The sequence below is a fragment of the Crocosphaera sp. Alani8 genome, from assembly GCF_038442745.1.
Lineage (GTDB): Bacteria > Cyanobacteriota > Cyanobacteriia > Cyanobacteriales > Microcystaceae > Crocosphaera.
Genome location: NZ_JARVCN010000433.1, coordinates 1 through 22376 on the forward strand (window position 1 = coordinate 1; position 22376 = coordinate 22376).

Genomic DNA, 22376 nt, shown 5'->3' on the forward strand with positions numbered 1-22376 from the left:
GAGTCAGTGAACCAAGAATCCCCCGAATTATATTCGTGGGGAGTGTCAAAGCATAATGAGCTACGAAAGGTTATCACTTTAGAGAGCAGGGAACCGGAAACAGTGGTAAGTGATAACTGCTCACTGCTCACTGCTCACTGATAACTTTAAATATTTCTTGTCGTTTTGCCTCGTATAATATCAATGCTGTGGCAATAGCAACATTCAGAGACTCTACCCCTTCGCCCAAAGGAATACTTATTATTTCGTTTGCTAAAGATACTAAGGAATCTGACAATCCTGAGCCTTCATTACCAACTAAAATTAATGTCGGTTTTGTTAGTTGTGAATGCCAATAAGTACGAGTAGTATTGGGTAAAGTTGCTACAATATTTACCCCATTATTTCTATATTTTGTAACCACATTTGTTAAATCTGAACTTACGAACATAGGAACCTGAAACCAAGCACCAGCAGAAGCTCTTAACACTTTTGGATGGTCAATATCAACGCTGTCATCGCTTAACCAAATCCCATCTACCTCTGTAGCAGCTGCCGTGCGAATAATAGTACCTAAATTGCCTGGATCTTGTAACCTTTCTATAATTAATCCTAAGTTAAAATCCCTAATTTTTGGCTCAGTAGGTGGTTGAAATAAAGATGTTAGCACCACACCATCAGGATTGATGGTGGTAGTCATACTCCCCAAAACTTCCACAGAAACTAATTCAGAGCGTGTAACCCGTTGAGATACATTTTCCCATAGTTGTGGATAACGGGCGCGCCATTGTTCCGTGTAACATAAGGTGATTAGGGAACAATTCGCCTCATAAGCCGTCTGCACTAAGTGAGTACCTTCTAAAAGCAAAAGATTCTCTTCTCGTCGTCCTTTAGTTCGATGTAGTCTACGAATCTGCTTGACTAGAGGATTCCGAATACTCGTAATCATTGAGGTTAATAAAGGTGCAATGGTTTATGCGGAACTCGGGACTTGAACCCGAAAGTCCGAAAGGACACTAGAATCTGAATCTAGCGCGTCTACCAATTCCGCCAGTCCCGCATTTTTATCCATAACTCTAAATCATATCATTACTGCTGACATTAATCAATGTCTCAATGAATTCTGGGGTTGTGGAGAGGACAGAGACAACAACGGAACTTTACCTAGACTTTTTTAATCATTCAAGTTACATTGAAAGCGAATTTATTCCAAAGCTATAAAAAATTGATAGTTTTGGGGTTTATGCCCAGAAAAAGCTCTTATCTTATAAATATATCTATGACAATTCCTTTAGAAGAACAACAATCAGTATTAGAAATTCAGGGGCGAACCCCTTTAAAGGGTGAGGTTAATATTAGTGGGGCAAAGAACTCCGCTTTAGTACTAATGGCAGGAGCAATCCTCTGCTCAGAGGACTGTCGCCTACGAAACCTTCCTTCTTTGGCAGACATTAAGCGCATGACTCAAATTTTGTCAGCCATTGGCGTGAAAATAAAGAGAAATGGTAATATTATTGATGTAGATTCTCGACACATCGGACAAGATCAAGCCCCTTATGAGCTAGTGTCTCAACTGCGAGCTAGTTTCTTTGTTATTGGTCCGTTGCTTGCTCGTTTAGGGATGACTCGTGTACCGTTACCAGGGGGTTGTGCTATTGGTGCAAGACCGGTGGATCTCCATGTAAGAGGATTGCAAGCTATGGGAGCGGATGTTCGTATCGAACACGGTGTAGTCCATGCTTGTGTGAGAGGAAGTCGTCAACGACTACAGGGAGCTAAAATTTATCTCGACTATCCTAGCGTTGGTGCAACGGAAACCATTATGATGGCGGCTACTTTAGCGGAAGGCGAAACCATCATCGAAAATGCAGCCCAAGAGCCTGAAATTACTGATTTAGCTAATTTCTGTCGCTCCATGGGGGCAAACATTAAGGGAGCTGGAACAAATAAAATTGTTGTTTCTGGAGTAGAGAAGCTTCATAGTACGGATTATTGTGTGATACCCGATCGCATCGAAGCAGGAACCCTTTTGATTGCAGGAGCCATTACCCAATCTGAAATCAGTCTTAGCCCAGTTTTTCCTGAACATTTAGCCTCTGTCATTGCTAAATTAGGAGAAATGGGGCCTCAGGTAATAATTGAAGGTAGCGATCGCATACGACTCATTCCCGCACCTCTAAAAGCAACGGACATAGAAACCCTACCTTTTCCTGGGTTTCCTACAGATATGCAAGCCCAGTTTATGGCATTATTAACCCTAAGCGAAGGCAGTAGCATGGTAACAGAAACTGTGTTTGAAAATCGTTTGCGTCATGTAGCTGAGTTGCAACGCATGGGGGCTGATATTCGAGTTAAGGGGAATGTTGCCCTAGTGAGTGGGGTTCCTTTTCTCTCTGGTGCGCCAGTTATGGCTACTGACTTACGAGCTTCAGCCGCTTTGGTGTTGGCTGGCTTAGCTGCACAGGGAACCACTATTGTCCAAGGATTACACCATCTCGATCGGGGTTACGATAACCTAGAAGGGAAATTGCGAAAATTAGGGGCTAATATTCGTCGTGTGAATATGCTTAATGAGCCGGAATGTTCCACCGTTAACTAATTAATAGGTAGTGATTCCCATGTAGTGAAGATTTTACGAAGTGTTAGTAACCTGAGCAACCTGAGTTCGATGCAAGAAAATTTGTCCAGTTTAGGACTCTCAAACACTTGTCATCTCGTCAAAAAAGACTTAACTGCGCCCTCCGAACTCAGGTTAGCAAATTGACCATGAACTCATAGGGAATCACTATCAATAGGATCTTTTGGTGACAGTTACGTTAATGTTTATTTTTATTATTAAAAGGAAAATGAAAACAGTTAGTAAACTCTTACAGTTTTTCCCGTTATTTTCACTAACATTAATAACCAATATCTTCATTGTTTGCTAGGATTAAGCTTTTATTCAGCAAAGCCAAAAATTTAACCTGAACATGAATATCGAGGTTGTCTGAGAGTTAACGCAAACAAACTACTCAAGATTTTTTCACTACATGGCAATCACTCCTAACTAATATTAGCTAGGCTAAAAAATAGTTTCATGGGCAGACTCAAATTTCCACCTTGAATTCAATTCAAGGTGGGTCGGGGTATCTTTGAGGAAACCAAAACCTCTTTCTGCTGCTTGTTGCTCTTTATATTTAATCAAGATATCATCAGAGCTTAATGAACTGTCTTGTAGTTCATTTGTGGCTAAAATAAATCGTCCGGCTCTCCTTTTCTTCCCATCAACTTTTTCTTGATTAATTTCAAGAGTTGTAGTTAGTTTATGTTTTATTTTTATTTGTTTTTTCTTATTTTTTACTTCAATTTTTTGAACTTGTATATTGGTAAGTTGATGGTATTTGAAACTATTAGAAAATCGATTAGCTACTTCTATTGCTGCGCTCATAGAAGTGAATTTATCTTTCATTAATGACTTTACATCTTTATCCACTTTTTCTTTTTCCTTCTCTATTCTCTCGGAAAGTTTTTTCAAATCCGATTCTTTTCTTTTTTGACTCTCAACTAATAACCATCTTTGCTTAATTTCTGCATAAGTTATTAATTCTTCTTTCCATGAATATCCTTTTATTGAACTCTGAGTTAGTTCTTTCTCTAAAACATTGTTAACTAATTCTTTAGCTTTTCCCAGAGATAAAGGAACTCTTGACAACCATTTAAGTGATGACATTAATTGAAGATTTTTAGCTGTATATAAAGCACTATCAGCAACAATCATTGTTTCAAAATCGATCATTGATTTATATTCAACTGCTATTTCTCCAAAAACAACTTTATCTTGTTCATTCCCATCGGCTACTCTTAAAAATAGGGGAATTCCACCATCTCCACTCACGATTAAATCAATAATAAATTGCTTCAAATCTGGTCTATGGTCACGGGAATAACCCTTTATTATAGTAATTAGTGCTGGATCTTCTGGATCTTCACTTTTTTCTTCTTCTTGTTGTGATGATATTAAATTATTGATTAAATACTTCCCATGAACGGAAAATGAAGAGGAATCTGGATGAGAAAAGTTAGTTAACAATTGATAGTTTTGAACAACAGCTAAAGCAATCATTAGGAAGATAGATGACAAGCCCTTTTCATAAAGTTTGTCCATTACTCTGCCAATTTTATCATCGTTTAAATATTCCGCTTTTATCTCTTTTCCTAATAAATGTTCAGTGGGTTTATCTTCAAAAAACTTGGGAAATAAGTTTCATAGGTTGAGAAATCATACCCAGTCCATTCAAAATCATCCCTTTGACTACTTGACCAGATTTTATTGACTAATTTTACCTCATCATCTCTTTATTTTTCACATCCTCGTGGAGACTAGACTAGACTGTACGGTATGATTTGGAGGGAGTTAGTCTAGACTCCAGTCTCTTGATATCTGCATTATTTTCTTAAGTTGTCACCAATGCTCATCAATAAACTTAATAAACCTAACCCTATCAACCCCATAATTCCAGCAAGAGGATTATTATCAATACCAGTAACAAGGGTAGAAACTTGACCAGTATAATCAACGATGTTACCAACATTAATGATGTAATATGCCCAAACTAAACCCCCGTGTAGTCCAATGCAAATTCCTAAACGGTTACTATGTCCAATTTTTGCCCAAACTAAGGTAACACCTAATAAAAATAAAGCTGGAAATTGAGGAAATGTCCTGATAACTTCTTCGATGGGTTTAAGAAAGTGCAAGATTGCAAAAATAAGTCCGTTGGTAACAACAAAAATAGTGCGAGAATAATCTTTTTTTAGTTCTTCTAATAACCATCCCCTAAAAAATAATTCTTCTGCTAAACCAATACCTAAAGCACTCAGTAAACCTTCAAAAATAATGCGAGTGAAGTTAGTACTAGGTGGAACAAATTTAACCCAACCTAAAATTGCTTCCACAAAGAATAATCCAAAAGTAAAAATTAAACCTAAACTCAAACCATTAAGTAATTCAACTCCATTTTTTCGGGTAAAAGTTAAGCCATAATCCCTCCACCAAAAATTAACATTATAAACTTTCTTATTCCAAATAAATAATAAACCAACAAATTCAAGATATAATATCGCCATCGTGACAATGGTAGTCAAATTAGGATCATTTTTAAACAGGAAATAAACAGGAATGGCTACAGGAAGCCACACAATTAAGAGAATAATTATAAAAATTCCCAGTCGTAAAGGTACTGGGTAATTAGCAATTTTGGTAAGATTAGTTTTCAAGGATTCAAAGCTTTGCTTTAGTTGGAATTAATAATAATTATAGAAAACATTTAGATAAGTGTTCTCGGTTTTGTAGATTTTTAATTTTGTTATTCGTCTGGTTCAATAGTGCTGGTTAAACCATGATTTTTGAGAGTTTCACAATAGAATTCGGCTACTTCTAAGGCACAAGTAATAACCAATGCTGTACCATTGGTATGGGCTTCCATCATAATATCTACTGCTTGAGGTTGGGTAATACTGGGTACAGTTTGCATCAAAGTCTGAACTACATATTCCATAGAATTGAATTCATCGTTATGCAACAAAACTCGGTACCGAGGGGCTGGTTTTCGCACCGTAGAAGTGGATGAAGACGGTTTTTCGATTATTTCTGTTGTCATTGCTGTAGATGTGTTTTCTGTTTTAGATTATGTTACCAAAAAAATCGTTTTTGCGGTTAGAACTACATTTTTATATTTTTGTCAACGTAAATTCAAATGTACTCTACCAATAAACTAATACATTTGCTCAAAATAGAATACTAGGTAATAGCTAAATGATCACAAATTATTAAGGATAAAAAGCTAGTTGTGGTAAACCCAAAGTTTCCTGCCATCCCATCATAATGTTAAGACACTGTATCGCCTGTCCAGCTTGTCCCTTGATTAAATTATCGATCGCAGAAAGAACAATCACGCGATCGGTACGTGGATCTGTTTCGATGCCAAGGTAACACAAATTTGTTCCACAAGCCCACTTTGTTTGCGGATACATCCCATTAGACAAAATTTTGACGAAAGGAGAGGAACGATAAAAAGCACTGTAAATGGTCAATAAATCCTCTCTAACAAGCCCCGGATCTCTGAGGGTGGCATAAACCGTCGCCAAAATACCCCGAACCATAGGCAGTAAGTGAGGTGTAAACTGGACTCTTACTTCCTGACCTGCTAAATCAGAACAAACTTGTTCAATTTCTGGGGTGTGACGGTGTTTTGCTACCCCGTAAGCTCCGAATGATCCCTCTGCTTCTGCTAGTAAGAGGTTAGTTTTTGCTTGTCTTCCTCCTCCAGAGGTTCCAGACTTAGCATCGATGATAGTGGTTTCTGGTAAGATTAGTCCTTGTTTTAGCAAAGGTGATAAAGCCATTAAACTAGCTGTGGGATAACATCCAGGACAACCGATCAAAGAAGCGGACTTAATGTCGTCGCGGTATAATTCTGGAAGCCCATAAACTGCGGTTTTGGCTGTTTCGAGGTCGCTACGATCTTTATTATACCAACTGCTGTAGGTGTCTAGGTTGCTGAAACGGTAATCAGCAGATAAGTCTAATACTTTACATCCTTTCTCTATTAACGAGGGAGCCAGATCACAAGCAAGGCCGTTGGGTAGTCCCAAAAACACCACCTCACAACGGGAGGCGATGGCCTCAACATCAATGGGTTCGACGTTTAGATTTACTACATGGCTTAAATGGGGATATATTTCGCCATAACTCTGACCTGCGCTGTCTTTACCCCCCAGATAGGCGATTTTGATCAGAGGGTGGTCTTGTAATAATCTCACCAATTGGACTCCACCATATCCCGAAGCACCAATAACTCCCACTGATATTTTCTCTAACTCACCCATATCTCTCAATTCCTATTAAGATTGCTCAATAATGTCGGCATTGACCGCATTGTAATCTTAAAAGTAAGTTTTGAATCAAAAGCTTTTGTGAAGTTGACACCGTAACACACTCAGTAGCTCACAAAGATCCTAGTTGGGATTGCATGGGAGCAGGGAGCAGGGAGCCGGTAAAGGAGCGACCCCACAGCCTCAACTAAGATGTTTGCGTTCTACTGACACTTCATTCCCCATTCAACGGTTAACGATGGAACGATTAAATAGTTGGAAAACTTTAGCGACAAAACCAATAAAAATACCCTGATATCCAAAATCAGGGGCAAATTCTCCCATAAAATCCCCTCTATGACTGTCAAAAGACCACTGAAGTTGACCGTAACTAAAACCATGAGCTTTAATCTCGTTGAGCTGACAATCTGGATCTATAAGCTCTTGAGAGAATTTTACCTCCAGCAAAATACAGTTACATTGCAACCCCTGATGTTGTTGAGGAAAATAAAAGCTTAAATCGATGGAATGAGGATCAATCCAACATTGGGTGTCTGTATCCGTTAACCAAGGGTTTAAATCTACCTCAGCTCCAGGAAACTCCGCTCGAAACAAAACTCCTAACTGAGCAATTTTACGGGTTAATTCAAAGGTGACTGCGTGGGTGGTTGCGTTCATAGATGGCCTCGATTGATATAATAACTCATAATATTTCTCAATAAAGACAAGAGACAGTGTTGAATTTTTCTTATGGATTGCCTTGGACTCTAGAGAAAAATAAAACCGACTCAACTCCTTTAAACCTAGACTGTATAAGATTTGTAACAGCAATAGTAGGAAATGATTTGCCGTATCAGAGGGCAGTGATCTGGAAAAAAGTTTTCTTGACAGGCTTTATTATTGATAGTATATCTCAATAAGTAGCAATTTTAACTTAAACATTTTTAGGAGATTGTCATGAGTAAATATGCGGAAGAACTTAAAGCCACAGCACAAGGAATGGTAGCCAAAGGAAAAGGGATTCTTGCAATGGATGAAAGTAACGGCACTTGCAATAAACGATTTGATAAGCTAGGCATTCCCACAACCGAAGAGTATCGGCAAATTTATCGCTCGCTGATTTTGCAAACCCCAGAACTCTCCAACTGCATCAGTGGTCCGATTCTCTATGACGAAACCATTCGTCAGTCAAACCCAGAGGGAGTCCCCTTACTAAAAATAATTACCGATGCAGGAATGATCCCAGGTATCAAAGTAGATACAGGTGCTAAAGATTTAGCAGGATGTCCCAACGAAAAGATAACAGAAGGACTCGATGGCTTAGGAGATCGCATCGCTGAGTATTACAGTATGGGGGCGCGCTTTGCCAAATGGCGGGCAGTAATTACCATTGGCAACGGAATCCCCAGCAGGGGTTGTATCGAAGCCAATGCCCACGCCCTAGCCCGTTATGCCGCCCTGTGTCAAGAAGGGGGTTTAGTTCCCATCGTTGAACCGGAAGTGTTAATCGACGGAGATCATACCCTAGAGCGGTGTTGGAATGTAACCGATGAGACCCTTCATGAAGTGTTCAACCAGCTATACACACAAAATGTAGCCTTCGATCAGATGGTTTTGAAGCCAAGCATGGTTATTTCCGGCAAGAGTTGCTCTCAACAAGCCACTGTTGAAGAAGTAGCCAAAGCCACTATTAGTTGTCTGTTGAAAAATGTACCAGCTACAGTGGCAGGAATTGCCTTTCTTTCTGGGGGGCAGTCAGAAGAACAAGCATCCGCTCATCTCAACGTCATGAATCAGATGTTTGGGGATCAGTGTCCTTGGCCTGTTACCTTCTCTTATGCTCGTGCCATTCAACAACCTGCACTGGATTATTGGGCAGGAGATTCCAGTCGTATCAGCGAAGCTCAAGCTCGTCTTCTCAAAAGAGCCAAGTGTAACAGTGCCGCTAGTTTAGGTGAATATTCCAGCGACATGGAAAAAACCTTAGCTGCAGTCTAATAACGACAATTAACCATTCCCTAAAACAAAAACCGATTTCTTAATCCCAACAAATCCCAGAATTAAATTGTCTGGGATTTTTTTTGTCAAGATAAATTGTTTAAAAGAAAAGAAAACTCAACCAGGTTTCCTAATTCCTGCATTACCATCTTGTTAAGAATAATTCTCATTAGTTTGCAAGGTGGTTAAAATTATGTCACAAACAGCATTAAACTGGCAAACGGCTCCTGGACATCAGGTTTTAGCCAAGGCAGGGAAAAAGATTTTGCGCCCCGGTGGACGAGCCGCAACAGAGCAGTTATTTACATCAGCAAATTTCCAACCTGGAGATACGGTACTCGAGTTAGCCGCCAGTTTTGGTCATAGTGCGATCGCCCTAGCCAAACAACACCAGGTTGAGGTTACTGGCATTGAAAGAAACCTTGAGAGTGTAGAGATAGCTCAAGAAAATATTGCCACAGCTAAAGTTACGGATCAAGTTAGGGTCATAGAAGGTGATATTTTTGGTTTAGATCGAGTTGAAGGGGAATTTGATTTTGTTTTAGCAGAAGCAATTTTAACCATGCAAACTCCGGCAGGTAAAGCGAAAATTCTCAAAGGGGTACGAGATCGCCTCAAACCTGGGGGATACTTTCTCTCCCATGAACTCCTCATCGGCCACCGAAAAACCGAAATCTGTCAGGCACTATCCTCTGCTATTCGGGTCAATGCTAACCCTCTCACCGAAATAGAGTGGGTTCAAGCTTGTGAAACCGCAGGACTAGAAGTAGAGTGCCATCAAATGGGTGCAATGGGACTGCTCACTTTAGAACAAATGCTCAAAGACGAAGGGTGGTTCGGCACAATGAAATTTGCCTGGAATGCCTTGACTCGTCCCCAACTCAGAGAAAGAATCTTGAGAATGCGTCAAGTTTTTCAAGATCATCAAAATGAACTCGGATACATTGTTTTGTGCGCTAAGCGTCCCTAGAATACTACTATGACTACTACCTTACTCACCCTTACCTCCTCACATCTACAATTGCAAGATGCCATCGAATATCCCAAAGCAGGAATATTAAGCAAAGTGTTACTCAAAGACAGTTCTTGTCAATACACCCTGTTTTGTCTGGCAGCCGAGACAGAAATTTCTGAACATACTGCAACCAGAAATGCTACAATGAACGTTCTCGAAGGAAAGGGAGTTTTGACCTTGGAAGGGGAGGAAATTGAGCTAGAATCAGGACAATTTGTTGTGATGCCAGCACACGCCCCCCATGCACTCAAAGCTCAAACAAACTTAGCGTTTTTGCTCACCTTCTCAGAATAAATTTCCCTCGACACCACTTTTCGGTTGAGTTGATCAGAATTTATGTTATTAAGTAAGTGTGGGGGAAATTTTTGTTTTGCTCTATAGTATAAATCTATGGAGTTCGTAGATGTCATCCTTGAGGAACGTAGATTTTGGAAACTTACGAATTTGATGTGGTTATAGTTGGTGGCGGACCAGCAGGGTGTAGCTGTGCGTTATACACCTCTCGCGCAGACTTAAAAACAGTAATCATAGACAAAAACCCAGCAGTGGGAGCCTTAGCAATTACCCACAAAATTGCCAACTACCCAGGGATAGCAGGGGATATTAGCGGTGGTGAATTGCTAGACATGATGCGGGAGCAAGCTATCTCTTTTGGAACCACCTATCAGCGAGCGCAGGTGTTTGGGATCGACGTAGACAGTCCGATGAAAAAGGTTTATACCCCAGAGGGAACCTTTGTCGGGCGATCGCTAGTCCTAGCTACAGGAGCTATGGGTCGGACATCTTCTCTCAGAGGGGAATCGGAATTTTTAGGTCGGGGTGTCAGCTATTGCGCCACTTGTGATGGAGCCTTTTACAAAGAAAGAGAAGTTGCTGTGTACGGGTTTAACACCGAAGCAGTAGAAGAGGCTCAATTTTTGACTAAATTTGCTTCTACTGTCCACTGGCTAACCTACAAAGATCCGCAACACGAAGATATTCATGTTCAACAATTGTTAGATCAATCAAATGTCAAGCACTGGAATTTGACTCGGTTGGTTTCTGTGGAAGGGAACCAAGCAGGGGTCACTAATATTTTAATGAAAACCAAAGGAGTCTCAGAAGAGGCTTCCTTGTCCGTGGAGGGGGTTTTTATCTATCAAAGTGGCTCAAAACCAATAACCGATTATGTCGGTCCTCAGATCGAATTCTACGAGAATGGTGGGGTTAAAGTGGATGAGATGATGGCAACCAATGTAGACGGAGTATGGGCCATTGGAGATATTCGTAATACCCCCTTCAAGCAAGCAGTTGTGGCGGCCGGAGATGGTTGTATTGCAGCTATGTCCATCGATCGATTCCTCAACAAGCGTACCGGAATCAAACGAGATTGGGATCATTCGTAGTTATGGGAATTTGAGTCTGTAGGCGTAAAGGATTATGGATAATTATCCCTTCTCATCTCTGTTGATGGAAGAAATTATCGGAAAACCTCTCGAAAACCTGGCATGGAGTCCTTTATCAAACTTCCATCCCAGGGAAATTGAGCGAGTGCCAGAATCTCTCCGAGGTGTTTATCTGATTCGCTATCGAGATAACCCTAAACAAATGAAACCGGCTTCTATGCTTTATGTGGGAAAAGCACAACGTTGCCTCAAAGACAGTCTAAGGGATGATTATCTGGGGAAAGGGAATGTTTTTTTACCAGATTTTGTTCAGGTTAACCCGTCAGAGGTGTATTTTCAGTACCTTTGTTGCGAAGATTGTCATCGGGTTGAGGCTTATTTGCTCGTCACGTTGGATTACCAGTTTTGTAATTGATAAGAATATAGGAAGAACTCAAATTTGTTCTAATTTATCCCTTTATAACTTGGTGGGATATTAGGAAAATGATCATCAAAGAGTTCAGGGTGAGGTAGACCTTTAAGCCAAGGGAAAGTTGCTAAACTAACATTGGGTACTATTAGAATTGACCTACTTTTATGTTCCTTTAATTCTGAAGCTCCCTTAATAATTATTCCTAGCATCATCTGAAATATTGATGACAAGTTATTAAGCTACAGTATGGGCGATACTGGATTTGAACCAGTGACAGCCTGCTTGTAAGGCAGGAGCTCTACCGCTGAGCTAATCGCCCTTCTTCACGCTTTGCTATCATAGCACATCTATCAGAAAAAGCAATCCTTTTTTAACGTTTTTCTCAGGAAACATAATAATTATGGAACGTCTATGATTTGACACTCCCACGAGTAGAACTGCGTGGGATTCTTGCTTCACATCCTCTTAGCTAGACATAGTTTTCTCAAACCATGCCCCCGCCAGACCGAATCCACAAACATTTTAGTTTAACGTCCACTGGCTGCCCGACAGCAGACTGTATAGGTTTTTTAGATGTCTAATAGCTCGAATTAAGGAGCATATTAAACCTGCTATGACTTTGATTCTGTTCAACTGGGTAGGGCTTGTCCGTCGCAGAAAAACGTCTCAGAGGGAGTTAACCAGCTATACTGAGTACAGAAACCTAGACAATTCTAGGCAAGAAACACCGATAAATCTCTTACGCGCATTACCGCACTTAGTTCATGATACCATATTCACTCCGCCTAAAGACGGGCAAACTACATCCCACGAGTGAACCACGTGGGCTTTGTTTGCAGTATCCTGTAAATACTTGATCGCAGAACAACAAATATAACTGGGAACTCATGCCTTCTGGACAAACTCACGATCGCATTACCTACCTTAGCCTACCACCTTTGGGAATCATAGCTTATCTCTTGATCGGTCGATGGCAATGGATATTATGGTTTAGTGGAGCTTATTTGTTTAGTGGGTTGATGTTTGGCCCCGACTTAGATATTTATTCCGTACAATACAAACGTTGGGGTGTTATACGTTGGATTTGGTTACCCTATCAGTCTTGTTTGAAACATCGTTCTTTTTTTTCTCACGGGTTGATTGTGGGTACGGTGCTTCGCATTATTTATCTTTTCAGTATTGTTTTAATTGTAGCTATTGTTGTTGTGGCGATCGCTCAACTAATTTGGGGATTCAACTGGAATTGGCGTAACTTTGCCCTAACTAACTTTTATTTGCTTAAAAATCAATATTTTGGAGAATTAATTATAACTTTAGCTGGCTTAGAATTAGGAGCTATGAGTCATAGTTTAAGCGATTATCTTGTTAGTTATTTTAAACAGTTTGAAAAGAAGCCTAAACAAAAAGGTAAGAAACCAAAAAAAAAGTAGAATGTGTGAACTTAATACTAATATTTCATACATTCTACATTTTAAAATTACCACTTTAAAAGGTTAAATTGTTCCATATCTGTTGTTTCACGGTTACGATAGATAGTTAGAACAATCGCTAAACCGACTGCCGCCTCTGCTGCCGCTACGGTGATTACAAATACAGTAAAAATTTGACCTTTTATACCTACTGGATCTAAAAAATTAGAAAACCCCATTAGGTTAATATTGACCGCATTTAACAGTAATTCGATAGACATTAAAACTCTTACTGCATTACGACTAGTAACTAATCCATAAATTCCGATACAGAAAAGGGCTGCAGCCAGTAATAAACAAAACTCTAATTGGATTTCCATCAATACCTCATTTTTCCATAAAACAAATAGTAAAACTAAAATTTCTACGAGTCAGAAGACTTAGCCGCAGATAATTCCCTTGATTCTAATTCACTCAATCTTTCGGGTAATTGTAATGAATTGCTGACCCCATCTTCCGTCACTAAAGTATCAGGAATAAAGTCACGACGGGCTAAAACAATCGCTCCCACCATCGCCATTAGTAACAGAACAGACGCTAACTCAAAAGGCAAGAGAAAATCGCTAAAGAAATGTTTGCCGATTTCAACTACAGTATTTTCAATTACCACAGTTGCATTGGTTTCTATGGGCCAAGGTGTAATCAAAATCATGGTGGATAGCAAGGCAAAAAGTCCACCGCAGACTAAAGCAGTTGCCCCTCGACGTATCCATCTTCTGGGTAAGTTTGAATAATCTTGTTTTTTGTTGACCAACATAATAGCAAACAAGATTAAAACATTAACCGCACCAACATAAATCAATACCTGTGCAGCCGCCACAAAATCGGCATTTAAGAGAATATAAATACCTGAAATACTGATAAATACTCCTCCCAATAAGAAAGCAGAATAAACAATATTTTCTAGTAAAACGACACCTAAAGCAGCGATAATAACTAATGCTGCTAAGATGGCAAAGGAAATAATTTGAACTCCTTCAGCTAAATTCACGCTTGTTGGTACTCCTTTTTTTAATGAATAGTTGAGAGTTGACAAAAAATTGTTGCTTTTACAGACAATTTTCTATCAACTATCCTTTAGTTAAGAAGAAGATTGTGCTTCTTCGATGATGTCTTCGGGGCGTTTTCCGGCCCGTTGACTACCTTCGGGTAAATCATGGGGATCAAGCACACCTTTGGGTAAATAATTGAACTCCCGTAATGGTGTTACCATAGGATCTTGAGTTACCTTATAGGGTAAGCGTCCCAAGGCCACGTTATCGTAGTTTAATTCATGGCGATCATAAGTAGCCAACTCGTATTCTTCTGTCATGGATAGACAATTAGTGGGACAATATTCCACACAATTACCACAAAAAATACAGACTCCAAAATCAATACTGTAGTGTTTGAGTTCTTTCTTTTTGCTTTCTTTATTGAATTCCCAATCTACCACAGGGAGATTGATGGGGCAAACTCTTACACACACTTCACAAGAGATGCACTTATCGAATTCATAGTGAATTCGACCCCGATATCTTTCTGAGGGAATTAATTTTTCGTAAGGATATTGTACTGTTACTGGACGACGACGCATATGGTCAAAAGTTACAGATAAACCTTGACCAATATATTTTGCCGCTTCGATTGTACCTTTAGCGTAATCGGTAACTTGTTTGAGCATACTAAACATGATGTTTATTCCCTAATTTGTTAACAACAAAAATTAACCACCGAATGCCACTGGAAAGGCTAATTTTAAGGCAGCCGTTAATAAAAGATTCACCAAAGAGACAGGTAAGAGGAATTTCCAGCCTAAATCTAATAATTGGTCGATTCTTACACGAGGAACGGTCCAACGCATCAGAATGGCGATAAAGACGAGGAAATAGGCTTTAAGTACGGTCATGGTTATACCTAAAGATGCGGTAATCACCTGTAACCAAGAACTATCTTCACTTACTCCTAACCACCCCGCTAACTTATCCAAGGGAATAGGAAACTCCCAACCCCCTAAATATAGGATGGCAAAAACTAAGGCTGATAATACTAAGTTAACGTATGACCCTAGATAAAAGAGGGCAAATTTCATGCCAGCGTATTCCGTTTGATATCCGGCCACAATTTCTTCTTCTGCTTCGGGTAAGTCAAAAGGAAGTCTCTCACATTCAGCTAAGGCAGCGATCCAAAAAATGAAAAAGCCTACCGGTTGTCGCCAAATGTTCCAGCCCAAAATACCATATCCTGATTGTTGTTCTACAATATCGATAGTGCTGAGACTATTGGACATCATCACAACCGCTAAGACTGATAAAGCTAGAGGTATTTCGTAACTGATCGATTGTGCAGCTGCCCGTAAACCCCCTAATAAGGAATACTTATTATTGGAAGCATATCCCGCCATTAATAGACCGATAGGGGCCACACTAGATAGGGTAATCCAGAAGAAAATGCCCACGTTGAGGTCAGTTACTACTAAGTTTTGTCCAAAGGGGACGATTAAAAAAGAAACGAAGACTGGGAGTACCACTAGAACAGGCCCCAAGGTGAATAACCAGGGATCTGCTTTAGCCGGGATAATATCTTCTTTAAAAACTAATTTAATACCGTCTGCTACTGGTTGCAGAACCCCCAACGGACCCGCATATTCGGGACCGATGCGTTGTTGAGCAGCAGCGGAAATTTTTCTCTCTAACCAAACTACTACCAAAACTCCCACCGTTGCGGCAATAATCATTAAAAAGGAGGGTAGAGGTATCCAAAGGGCTTTGGCTGCCCCGTTAGGTATGCCTAACGCTGTTAGAGACTCGATAAAACGTGCTTGTAGGTCGATTCCTGAATTCATTATGTTTAAGACAGGTTATTAACTTCAGATCTTTAGCTTCATTGCCTAGTATATCGCTGTCTGTGAAATACTTTGGTCAGTTTTGTGTCAATTCCTGAAATTCAATCTTAATTATCGCTTTAGGGCTATGGTTTTTTTTGAATAACTATTGCGCAACAGTTATGTGTGATTGTTGCTCTTAGCAATCAATACAAACGTTCACCAACGAACTCTTAGGATACAGGTTGAGAACTTGAGTTCTGTGTTAGGAGTTAGGCGTTTGGAGTTGAATCTTTTTCAAGGAGAGAATCAGGGTTTGAGACTACTTATTTTTGCAAGTTCCTTCTTTAACCAATTCTAGAGAGTGTCTACATAATTCAACTGCATAAAATATTGTTTGCATTTTTTCCTTATAAGAAGAATTAGAGAGTTGAGTTAGATAAAACAAGATACAGAATAGAGTTATGGATTTCTTTAAAATTGTTACAGTTTTGGATAAAAAACGAAAAGAATTATCCTTGTTGTTAGTAGCAGGTTGTGACATTGAATTTTATTTAACTCAGCTACTAACTAGAGGCAATTAATTCTATCTTTGGGACAACTCAAAGAGAGTAAAATTTTGAGGTTAGAGGTATTTTTTAGGCATCAAAGATAATTGTTTCAGTTTGTTTCTAAATTTTTCTCCTTGCTCTTGATAATGACTTAGTGTTTTTTTGTTCATTGTTTCTTTTTGAGATAACAGGCAATAATCAATTTGTTCCAGCAAAGCACTGAGAAGCAAGTCATGTTCTGCTTTTTCTAGAATGGCTAATAAACGATCATATTCTGGATCAGAGAGGTTCTTACGACTGACTAATTGATAGTATTCATAAACCGTTTCTAATCGTTCCAAGATTAATTTGTAGAGAATGTATTTATTCATTGTTATAACATCGATTATTTTCTGATTGATTGGTATCTTCTGGTGTTTCGTCTCCTAATTTTTTCCTCAGCTTATGGAGTAGATAGTTACAGCAAAAATTTATTCGTGTTGATAAAATCATGATCATGTCCTCCATAATTAAAATAATGATTGATAGATAGATCTAAAATCATCATTTGCTTTGATGTCTTCAATCATTCGTGAATAACGTTTGCGTACAGCAGGATAAGAAAGAGATGAGCCATTATTTTTCTTTAGTTTCTCACTCACTTCTTTTAATGTATAACCTTCTACTTTATGTAAGTATAAAATTTGAGCATTGAGATCATTTAATGACTCAAATATAAGATCAAGAATTTCTTTTATTTGTATTTTTGTATAAGCATCTTTTTCTTTTCTGTGTAATAATGTTTCTCCTAGTTCATCTTTATATTCAAGAGTTTCTTTTCCCCAATATTTTCTACCAATATCTTTAATTTTCCTAGTAACTACTGTTTTCACCCATCCATAGGGATTATAGATAGGTTCTTTTATGATCGTTTTAAGAGCTTTTTGATAAACTTGAACAAGAATCTCAAACGCTGCTACATGATCAACCTTATGATTTTTCATGCAATAGGTAATATGGTTCATAAGACGATAGAACTTTTCTTCTTCTGATGGAGACAATAAGTTAAAGTCTTTTAATAAAAAGCTTAACTCGGTGTCAAGATTATTTCTGCGGTTAGCATATTCTAGATACACTAAACTCATAAGAAGAGTAAAACTTGTATAAGGTTTGTCTAATACAAAACTGAGTTTGAAGTAAACAGTTGATCCTGTGGTTAGGTTCAAATATTCGCTTTTTTCGGTATTTACTTGATGGCCAATATTGTGGGATGTCATTCCTAATTTCTCCGTAATCTTTCTTGAGGCGATGTATTTTGGTTAATAATTGTAAAAATGCAAAAGTAATCTTATGTCTTTTTGATGAGTTTAAGACAGTTAATATTATGATAAGATGCTTTGATTTATTTCCATCACTGTTATCACTATTTATATGTTTAAGTGAGGTAAAATTTATTCGATATATTCGCTGTACTTTCAAGAGACAATATGAATTAATCATATTAATATTTTTATTTATAATAAGAGTCAATGTATCTAAGACTTTATCAATTTTCACTATTCTTTGTAGTTTTTTTTGACAATCTTTTAATTTAGAAAACATATCTAAATTGTTATCTTGTAGTTTCAGTTTAAGTTTACGTATAAGTTCGTTATCTATAAATTGAGGTATAAATTTGAGCTTGCGCATTATTTCCATCTCGCGTTGGAGTGTGCGCATGAGTTCGAGTATGAGTTTAGGCTCTAATACAATTTTGCTTTCTAGCTGGCGTTTTGACTTGCGTATGAGTTCGAGTTCCCGTTCGAGTTCTAATTTTCGTATAAATGCCCATATGCAAATTGAAGTTGTTTCTATAGTTTTATTGGTAAATTTGAACATTTTACTACTTTCCTCTAAATGTCTTTTACAGTTATCCAGTTTCTAACTAAGAGGCAAACTTGCACCGAAATGGGACAAGATACACAAAAGATTTTTGTCACCAAGGTAAACAAAGGGTTTTGAAGCGTCAAACATCATTCCCTAACCTCATCATAGATAGTTTTTCAATGTTGCGATCGCCTCATAAAAACCCTAGCGCTATAGTTTAAATCTCAGTCTAGATAACAGGTTAGCTTGTTACTCTGGCTAAGCAATACAAATGTTCATCAACGAACCATAAGATACAGTCCCAGAAATAGTTAACTGTATAAGCTGTAATCCCTCTCCCTGCTCCCTTTGCTCCCTGCTCCCCCTCTCACTTCACAGTAACGTTTATTTTTGTCTAGGTACTTATTTACGGTCAGGGTTCGTGATACATTGGCATTAATGGTTAACAATATTTTGCCAATGCCTACCCTCACTGCAAACCCGTTAAACTTCCCCTTAACTGCCGTTGTTGGCCAAGAAGCCATCAAACTCGCCTTATTATTAGCAGCAGTAGACCCAGGTTTAGGGGGTGTGGTCATTGCAGGAAGACGAGGAACGGCAAAATCAGTGCTTGCTAGGGGAATACATGCCCTTTTGCCCCCCATTGAAAGAATAGAAGATAATCCTTTTAACTGCGATCGCAACCTTCCTAGTGAATGGGATGACAACACCCAAGAAGAATATTTAAACCAACCCCTCGAAGACATCCCCACAGAAATAGTCCCAGCACCCTTTATCCAAGTTCCCATCGGTGTCACAGAAGATCGACTTTTAGGATCGGTAGACGTAGAAGAGTCTGTTAAACAAGGGGAAGCAATATTTCAACCTGGGTTACTCGCACAAGCACACCGAGGGGTGTTATATGTAGATGAAATAAACCTTTTAGACGATCAAATATCTAACCAACTGTTAAGCGTTTTAACCGACGGAAGAAACCAAATAGAAAGAGAAGGGATCAGCTTTCAACATCCCTGTCAACCCATTCTCATCGCCACCTATAACCCCGAAGAAGGACCCCTAAGACGGCATTTACTCGATAGAATTGCGATCGCCTTATCAGCAGATGGGGTATTAGCCCTAGATCAACGGGTACAAGCAGTTAATCAAGCTTTAGACTATGCCAACTCCCCCCAAAACTTTCTTGCTCAATACGACGAAGAAATAGACGATATTAGAACCCAAATTATTCTCGCTAGGGAATGGTTAAAAGAAGTTATTATTACCCCAGATCAAATTCAATATTTAGTCGAGGAAGCCCTTAGAGGGGGTGTAGAAGGCCATCGCGCCGAACTTTTTGCCGTTCGCGTCGCCAAAGCTTCAGCAGCCCTAGATGGACGAAATACCATCAATTCAGAAGACTTGAGAAGGGCAGTAGAACTGGTGATTGTCCCCCGTTCCACCATGATGCAACCACCTCCAGAAGATGCGCCTCAACCTCCCCCTCCTCCCCCACCACAACAACCCCAAGATGAGTCCAACCAAGATCAAGAAGAACAAGAAGAGGAAGAAGACAATAACGAAGAACCGGAACAAGAACCCCCTGGTATTCCTGAAGAGTTCGTTTTTGACATCGAAGGGGTGATTTTAGATCCTAGTGTGTTGTACTTTGCACAGATGGCACAAAATCAAGGTAAGTCAGGCAGCCGCAACTTAATCTTTTCCGATGATCGCGGACGCTACGTTAAACCCATGTTACCCAAAGGGAAAGTGAGACGTATTGCTGTGGATGCAACCTTACGGGCAGCTGCCCCCTATCAAAAATCCCGACGTTTAAAGCATCCTGGACGTAATGTTATCGTTGAACAGGTAGATATACGTTCTAAGCGTTTAGCAAGGAAAGCAGGGGCATTAATCGTCTTTGTGGTGGATGCTTCAGGGTCAATGGCCTTGAATCGGATGCAGTCTGCTAAAGGTGCAGTGATGCGTCTGTTGACAGAAGCGTATGAAAACAGGGATCAGGTGGCGTTAATACCCTTCAGAGGGGAACAAGCAGACGTATTGTTACCCCCCACCCGTTCCATTTCTTTAGCCCGTAAACGCCTGGAAACCTTGCCCTGTGGGGGTGGTTCACCCTTAGCACATGGGTTAACCCAAGCGGTTCATGTGGGGATGAATGCGAAAATGTCGGGGGATATTGGTCAAGTGGTGATCGTTGCTATCACCGATGGACGGGGAAATATTCCTTTAGCTAAGTCTTTAGGGGAACCCATACCCGAAGGAGAAAAGCCAGATATTAAACAAGAGTTGTTAGATATTGCCGGAAAAATTCGGGCTTTAGGCATTAAATTATTGATGATAGATACAGAGAAAAAATTTGTTTCTACTGGGTTTGGGAAGGAGATGGCACAAACTGCTGGAGGTACTTATTATCAGTTACCAAGAGCAACAGATCAAGCGATTGCACAGATGGCTAGAGGAGCGATCGCTGATTTAAAATAGAAATAAACCGGGACAATAGAATTATGGCAAATACCCCAATACAAGTAACAACAGACCTCAGTAAAATTCTAGATCGTATCGATGAAAATCTTAATGATTTTCGGAAAGAGACAAATCAAAAACTAGAAAAAATAGAGGAGAGACTGACTAAAATAGAAGTAGGCCAAGCGAGATTAGAATCTGATGTAAGTACCTTGAAAGAAGATGTTAAAGAATTGAAAGGGTCAACTAAAGCCCAAATCTGGACATTAATTGGTATTTTAGGAACAGCAGTTATCGCGACAGTCATTCGCTTTGTGATTACTGCTTATCCCAATAATCCTTGATCCTTGAAAATCTGTGTTAAATGATCAAAATAGCATCAAAGAAAATTTAGAAAAAGATGCTAAGTTACTGCGGGATATTTATCTGAAAAAGCCATTTCCTAAAGGCAATATTTCTATTATTGAACTGCATCTAAAAACTGGTATTATTTTTGGTATTGGTGCAACATCTAGAGTAAAAAGTCCTGTTTCTATTCCTAAAGCGAAGTCCCAAGGAGGTCAATTTGAGGCTATTATAGACTCTTATTCCAATCGTTTGATGGATACTGATGCTGAATATAAAGGATTGTCTGCTATTGCAGATACTATAGATATGTCTTATGATTCTTTAGTAGAGGGAGTCTTGTATCTTTATACTGAACGTAAACCCTGTGAAAGTTGTCAAGGAATAATTAAACAATTTCAAGAAAAATATCCTAATATAAATATAGAAACATTTTGGGATTATCCCTATCCTTAGCATAGACGAAATAGTTATGAAAGTCTTCTTATCTGAATATACAAAATTTGAAATTTCTGAGAATTATGTAATTCCGTCGTCTTTGCATAAACTCATTCATAAAATATGGCAAAATCATTATGAAGAACTATATGAGTATGCACCTAATCAAGTAGAGTCATTAGAAGATAGTTGTCTAGAAATTCTAGATTTTTTCAGCATTAACAAACCATTTTTATCTCATTATCGATATTTAGTTATGTCCATAATTTTGGCTGAATCTATTCGTCCAACCATTGATGCTTATCTTACAGAAGATTCAAGAATTCAAGTTGTTTTTCAAGAAATAAATAAATTTTTAGCTGATAAAAAAGAACCTAACTTCAACTTAATTGAGAAATTATTTCCTGTTACTTCAGAAGGATCTCAAGCATTGGATGAAGTATTAGATGTATTAAAAAATAGTATTAAAGTTCTTGATATTAAGCAATCTAAGGAAGCATTATTAAATATTTTAGATGATTGTTTAGAAGGTTATGCAATCTTTCCAGGTTCACAAGGAAGACGGGATTTATTTAATTGGTGGTTATTAGAGGTTGTTCCTGCTTCATGGTGTTTACAATTTCCCAATCAACTTTATACTATAAACGGAATTAAAAAGACACAGAATAGTCAACAAGTAGAAGCGATCGCACAGATGGCTAGAGGAGCGATCGCTGATTTAAAATAGAAATAAATAGGGACAATATAATCATGGCGAATACCCTAATAAAAGCAGGGTAAGCTCATCTAAAATGGTATAAAATGTACTTGACTAAGAAAGCAAA

At 38.8% G+C, this 22376-nt stretch carries 23 protein-coding genes, 2 tRNA genes and 1 pseudogene; 11 read left to right on the forward strand and 15 right to left on the reverse strand.

Going from position 1 to position 22376, the window contains the following annotated elements; genetic code table 11:
- Positions 1-127 precede the first annotated feature (127 nt).
- Together P9B04_RS21250 and P9B04_RS21255 are read right to left on the reverse strand one after the other, a co-directional pair.
- Entirely contained in the window at positions 128-928 is an 801-nt protein-coding gene (locus P9B04_RS21250) for a TrmH family RNA methyltransferase (protein ID WP_342056967.1), read from the reverse strand.
- A gap of 27 nt (positions 929-955) precedes the next feature.
- A tRNA-Leu gene (locus tag P9B04_RS21255) sits at positions 956-1039 on the reverse strand.
- A 219-nt stretch (positions 1040-1258) separates the two neighbouring features.
- On the opposite strand from P9B04_RS21255, the gene murA reads away from it, so the two are divergent.
- Positions 1259-2578 carry a UDP-N-acetylglucosamine 1-carboxyvinyltransferase gene (gene murA, locus P9B04_RS21260; protein ID WP_342056968.1) on the forward strand — a complete coding sequence of 440 codons (1320 nt, stop codon included), beginning with the start codon at positions 1259-1261 and terminating at the stop codon, positions 2576-2578.
- Between the two features lie 462 nt (positions 2579-3040).
- Here murA and P9B04_RS21265 read toward each other — a convergent pair.
- The 6 genes and pseudogenes from P9B04_RS21265 to P9B04_RS21285 form a co-directional block, all read right to left on the reverse strand.
- A pseudogene (locus P9B04_RS21265) lies at positions 3041-4201 on the reverse strand (IS1634 family transposase); the annotation flags it as partial.
- Positions 4200-4289: a DUF4277 domain-containing protein gene (locus P9B04_RS25240; protein ID WP_446718027.1), complete on the reverse strand. Its 90-nt coding sequence runs from the start codon at positions 4287-4289 to the stop codon at positions 4200-4202. The gene P9B04_RS25240 and the pseudogene P9B04_RS21265, both read right to left, overlap by 2 nt.
- A 115-nt stretch (positions 4290-4404) precedes the next feature.
- Positions 4405-5235, reverse strand: coding sequence for a CPBP family intramembrane glutamic endopeptidase (locus tag P9B04_RS21270; protein WP_342056969.1), 831 nt, complete (start codon positions 5233-5235; stop codon positions 4405-4407).
- A gap of 89 nt (positions 5236-5324) precedes the next feature.
- Positions 5325-5618: an ATP-dependent Clp protease adapter ClpS gene (gene clpS / locus P9B04_RS21275; RefSeq protein WP_342056970.1), complete on the reverse strand. Its 294-nt coding sequence runs from the start codon at positions 5616-5618 to the stop codon at positions 5325-5327.
- A 169-nt stretch (positions 5619-5787) separates the two neighbouring features.
- A complete protein-coding gene (argC, locus tag P9B04_RS21280; protein WP_342056971.1) occupies positions 5788-6846 on the reverse strand; it encodes an N-acetyl-gamma-glutamyl-phosphate reductase in 1059 nt (352 codons plus the stop codon).
- 231 nt (positions 6847-7077) lie between these two features.
- Entirely contained in the window at positions 7078-7509 is a 432-nt protein-coding gene (locus P9B04_RS21285) for a hypothetical protein (RefSeq protein ID WP_342056972.1), read from the reverse strand.
- 279 nt (positions 7510-7788) lie between these two features.
- Here P9B04_RS21285 and P9B04_RS21290 point away from each other — a divergent pair, with 279 nt between their 5' ends.
- The 5 genes from P9B04_RS21290 (at position 7789) to P9B04_RS21310 (ending at position 11644) form a co-directional block, all read left to right on the forward strand.
- Positions 7789-8829 carry a class I fructose-bisphosphate aldolase gene (locus P9B04_RS21290; RefSeq protein WP_342056973.1) on the forward strand — a complete coding sequence of 347 codons (1041 nt, stop codon included), beginning with the start codon at positions 7789-7791 and terminating at the stop codon, positions 8827-8829.
- A 193-nt stretch (positions 8830-9022) separates the two neighbouring features.
- On the forward strand, positions 9023-9799 hold the full coding sequence (locus tag P9B04_RS21295; protein ID WP_342056974.1) for an SAM-dependent methyltransferase: 777 nt from the start codon (positions 9023-9025) through the stop codon (positions 9797-9799).
- Between the two features lie 9 nt (positions 9800-9808).
- Positions 9809-10138, forward strand: a complete 330-nt coding sequence (locus tag P9B04_RS21300) for a cupin domain-containing protein (protein WP_342056975.1) — start codon at positions 9809-9811, stop codon at positions 10136-10138.
- A gap of 134 nt (positions 10139-10272) precedes the next feature.
- Positions 10273-11229 carry an NAD(P)/FAD-dependent oxidoreductase gene (locus tag P9B04_RS21305; RefSeq protein WP_342056976.1) on the forward strand — a complete coding sequence of 319 codons (957 nt, stop codon included), beginning with the start codon at positions 10273-10275 and terminating at the stop codon, positions 11227-11229.
- A gap of 34 nt (positions 11230-11263) precedes the next feature.
- Positions 11264-11644: a hypothetical protein gene (locus tag P9B04_RS21310; protein WP_342056977.1), complete on the forward strand. Its 381-nt coding sequence runs from the start codon at positions 11264-11266 to the stop codon at positions 11642-11644.
- A gap of 244 nt (positions 11645-11888) precedes the next feature.
- Here the strand turns inward: P9B04_RS21310 and P9B04_RS21315 are convergent.
- Positions 11889-11960, reverse strand: a tRNA-Val gene (locus tag P9B04_RS21315).
- A gap of 568 nt (positions 11961-12528) precedes the next feature.
- On the opposite strand from P9B04_RS21315, the gene P9B04_RS21320 reads away from it, so the two are divergent.
- Positions 12529-13071, forward strand: a complete 543-nt coding sequence (locus P9B04_RS21320) for a metal-binding protein (RefSeq protein ID WP_342056978.1) — start codon at positions 12529-12531, stop codon at positions 13069-13071.
- Between the two features lie 47 nt (positions 13072-13118).
- Here P9B04_RS21320 and nuoK read toward each other — a convergent pair whose 3' ends face one another.
- From nuoK to P9B04_RS21350, 6 genes are all read right to left on the reverse strand, one after another.
- Positions 13119-13424 (reverse strand): NADH-quinone oxidoreductase subunit NuoK, encoded by a 306-nt coding sequence (gene nuoK / locus P9B04_RS21325; RefSeq protein ID WP_342056987.1) that lies wholly within the window; start codon positions 13422-13424, stop codon positions 13119-13121.
- Between the two features lie 50 nt (positions 13425-13474).
- The gene (locus P9B04_RS21330; RefSeq protein WP_342056979.1) at positions 13475-14101 is read right to left on the reverse strand and encodes an NADH-quinone oxidoreductase subunit J; all 627 of its coding nucleotides are present in this window, start codon (positions 14099-14101) and stop codon (positions 13475-13477) included.
- 90 nt (positions 14102-14191) lie between these two features.
- Entirely contained in the window at positions 14192-14782 is a 591-nt protein-coding gene (gene ndhI, locus P9B04_RS21335) for an NAD(P)H-quinone oxidoreductase subunit I (RefSeq protein ID WP_342056980.1), read from the reverse strand.
- Positions 14783-14815: 33 nt separating this feature from the next.
- Entirely contained in the window at positions 14816-15934 is a 1119-nt protein-coding gene (gene nuoH, locus P9B04_RS21340) for an NADH-quinone oxidoreductase subunit NuoH (RefSeq protein ID WP_342056981.1), read from the reverse strand.
- A gap of 604 nt (positions 15935-16538) precedes the next feature.
- Complete coding sequence (locus P9B04_RS21345; RefSeq protein ID WP_342056982.1) at positions 16539-16835, reverse strand: hypothetical protein; 297 nt, start codon at positions 16833-16835, stop codon at positions 16539-16541.
- 138 nt (positions 16836-16973) lie between these two features.
- The gene (locus tag P9B04_RS21350; protein WP_342056983.1) at positions 16974-17720 is read right to left on the reverse strand and encodes a sigma-70 family RNA polymerase sigma factor; all 747 of its coding nucleotides are present in this window, start codon (positions 17718-17720) and stop codon (positions 16974-16976) included.
- 1048 nt (positions 17721-18768) lie between these two features.
- Here P9B04_RS21350 and bchD point away from each other — a divergent pair.
- The 4 genes from bchD to P9B04_RS21370 are packed head-to-tail and all read left to right on the forward strand — an operon-like array spanning position 18769 to position 22279.
- The gene (gene bchD, locus P9B04_RS21355) at positions 18769-20787 is read left to right on the forward strand and encodes a magnesium chelatase ATPase subunit D (protein WP_342056988.1); all 2019 of its coding nucleotides are present in this window, start codon (positions 18769-18771) and stop codon (positions 20785-20787) included.
- Positions 20788-20810: 23 nt separating this feature from the next.
- Positions 20811-21113 (forward strand): hemolysin XhlA family protein, encoded by a 303-nt coding sequence (locus tag P9B04_RS21360; RefSeq protein WP_342056984.1) that lies wholly within the window; start codon positions 20811-20813, stop codon positions 21111-21113.
- Between the two features lie 13 nt (positions 21114-21126).
- Positions 21127-21570 (forward strand): deaminase domain-containing protein, encoded by a 444-nt coding sequence (locus P9B04_RS21365; RefSeq protein WP_342056985.1) that lies wholly within the window; start codon positions 21127-21129, stop codon positions 21568-21570.
- Between the two features lie 16 nt (positions 21571-21586).
- Complete coding sequence (locus P9B04_RS21370) at positions 21587-22279, forward strand: hypothetical protein (protein ID WP_342056986.1); 693 nt, start codon at positions 21587-21589, stop codon at positions 22277-22279.
- The last annotated feature ends 97 nt before the right edge of the window (positions 22280-22376 follow it).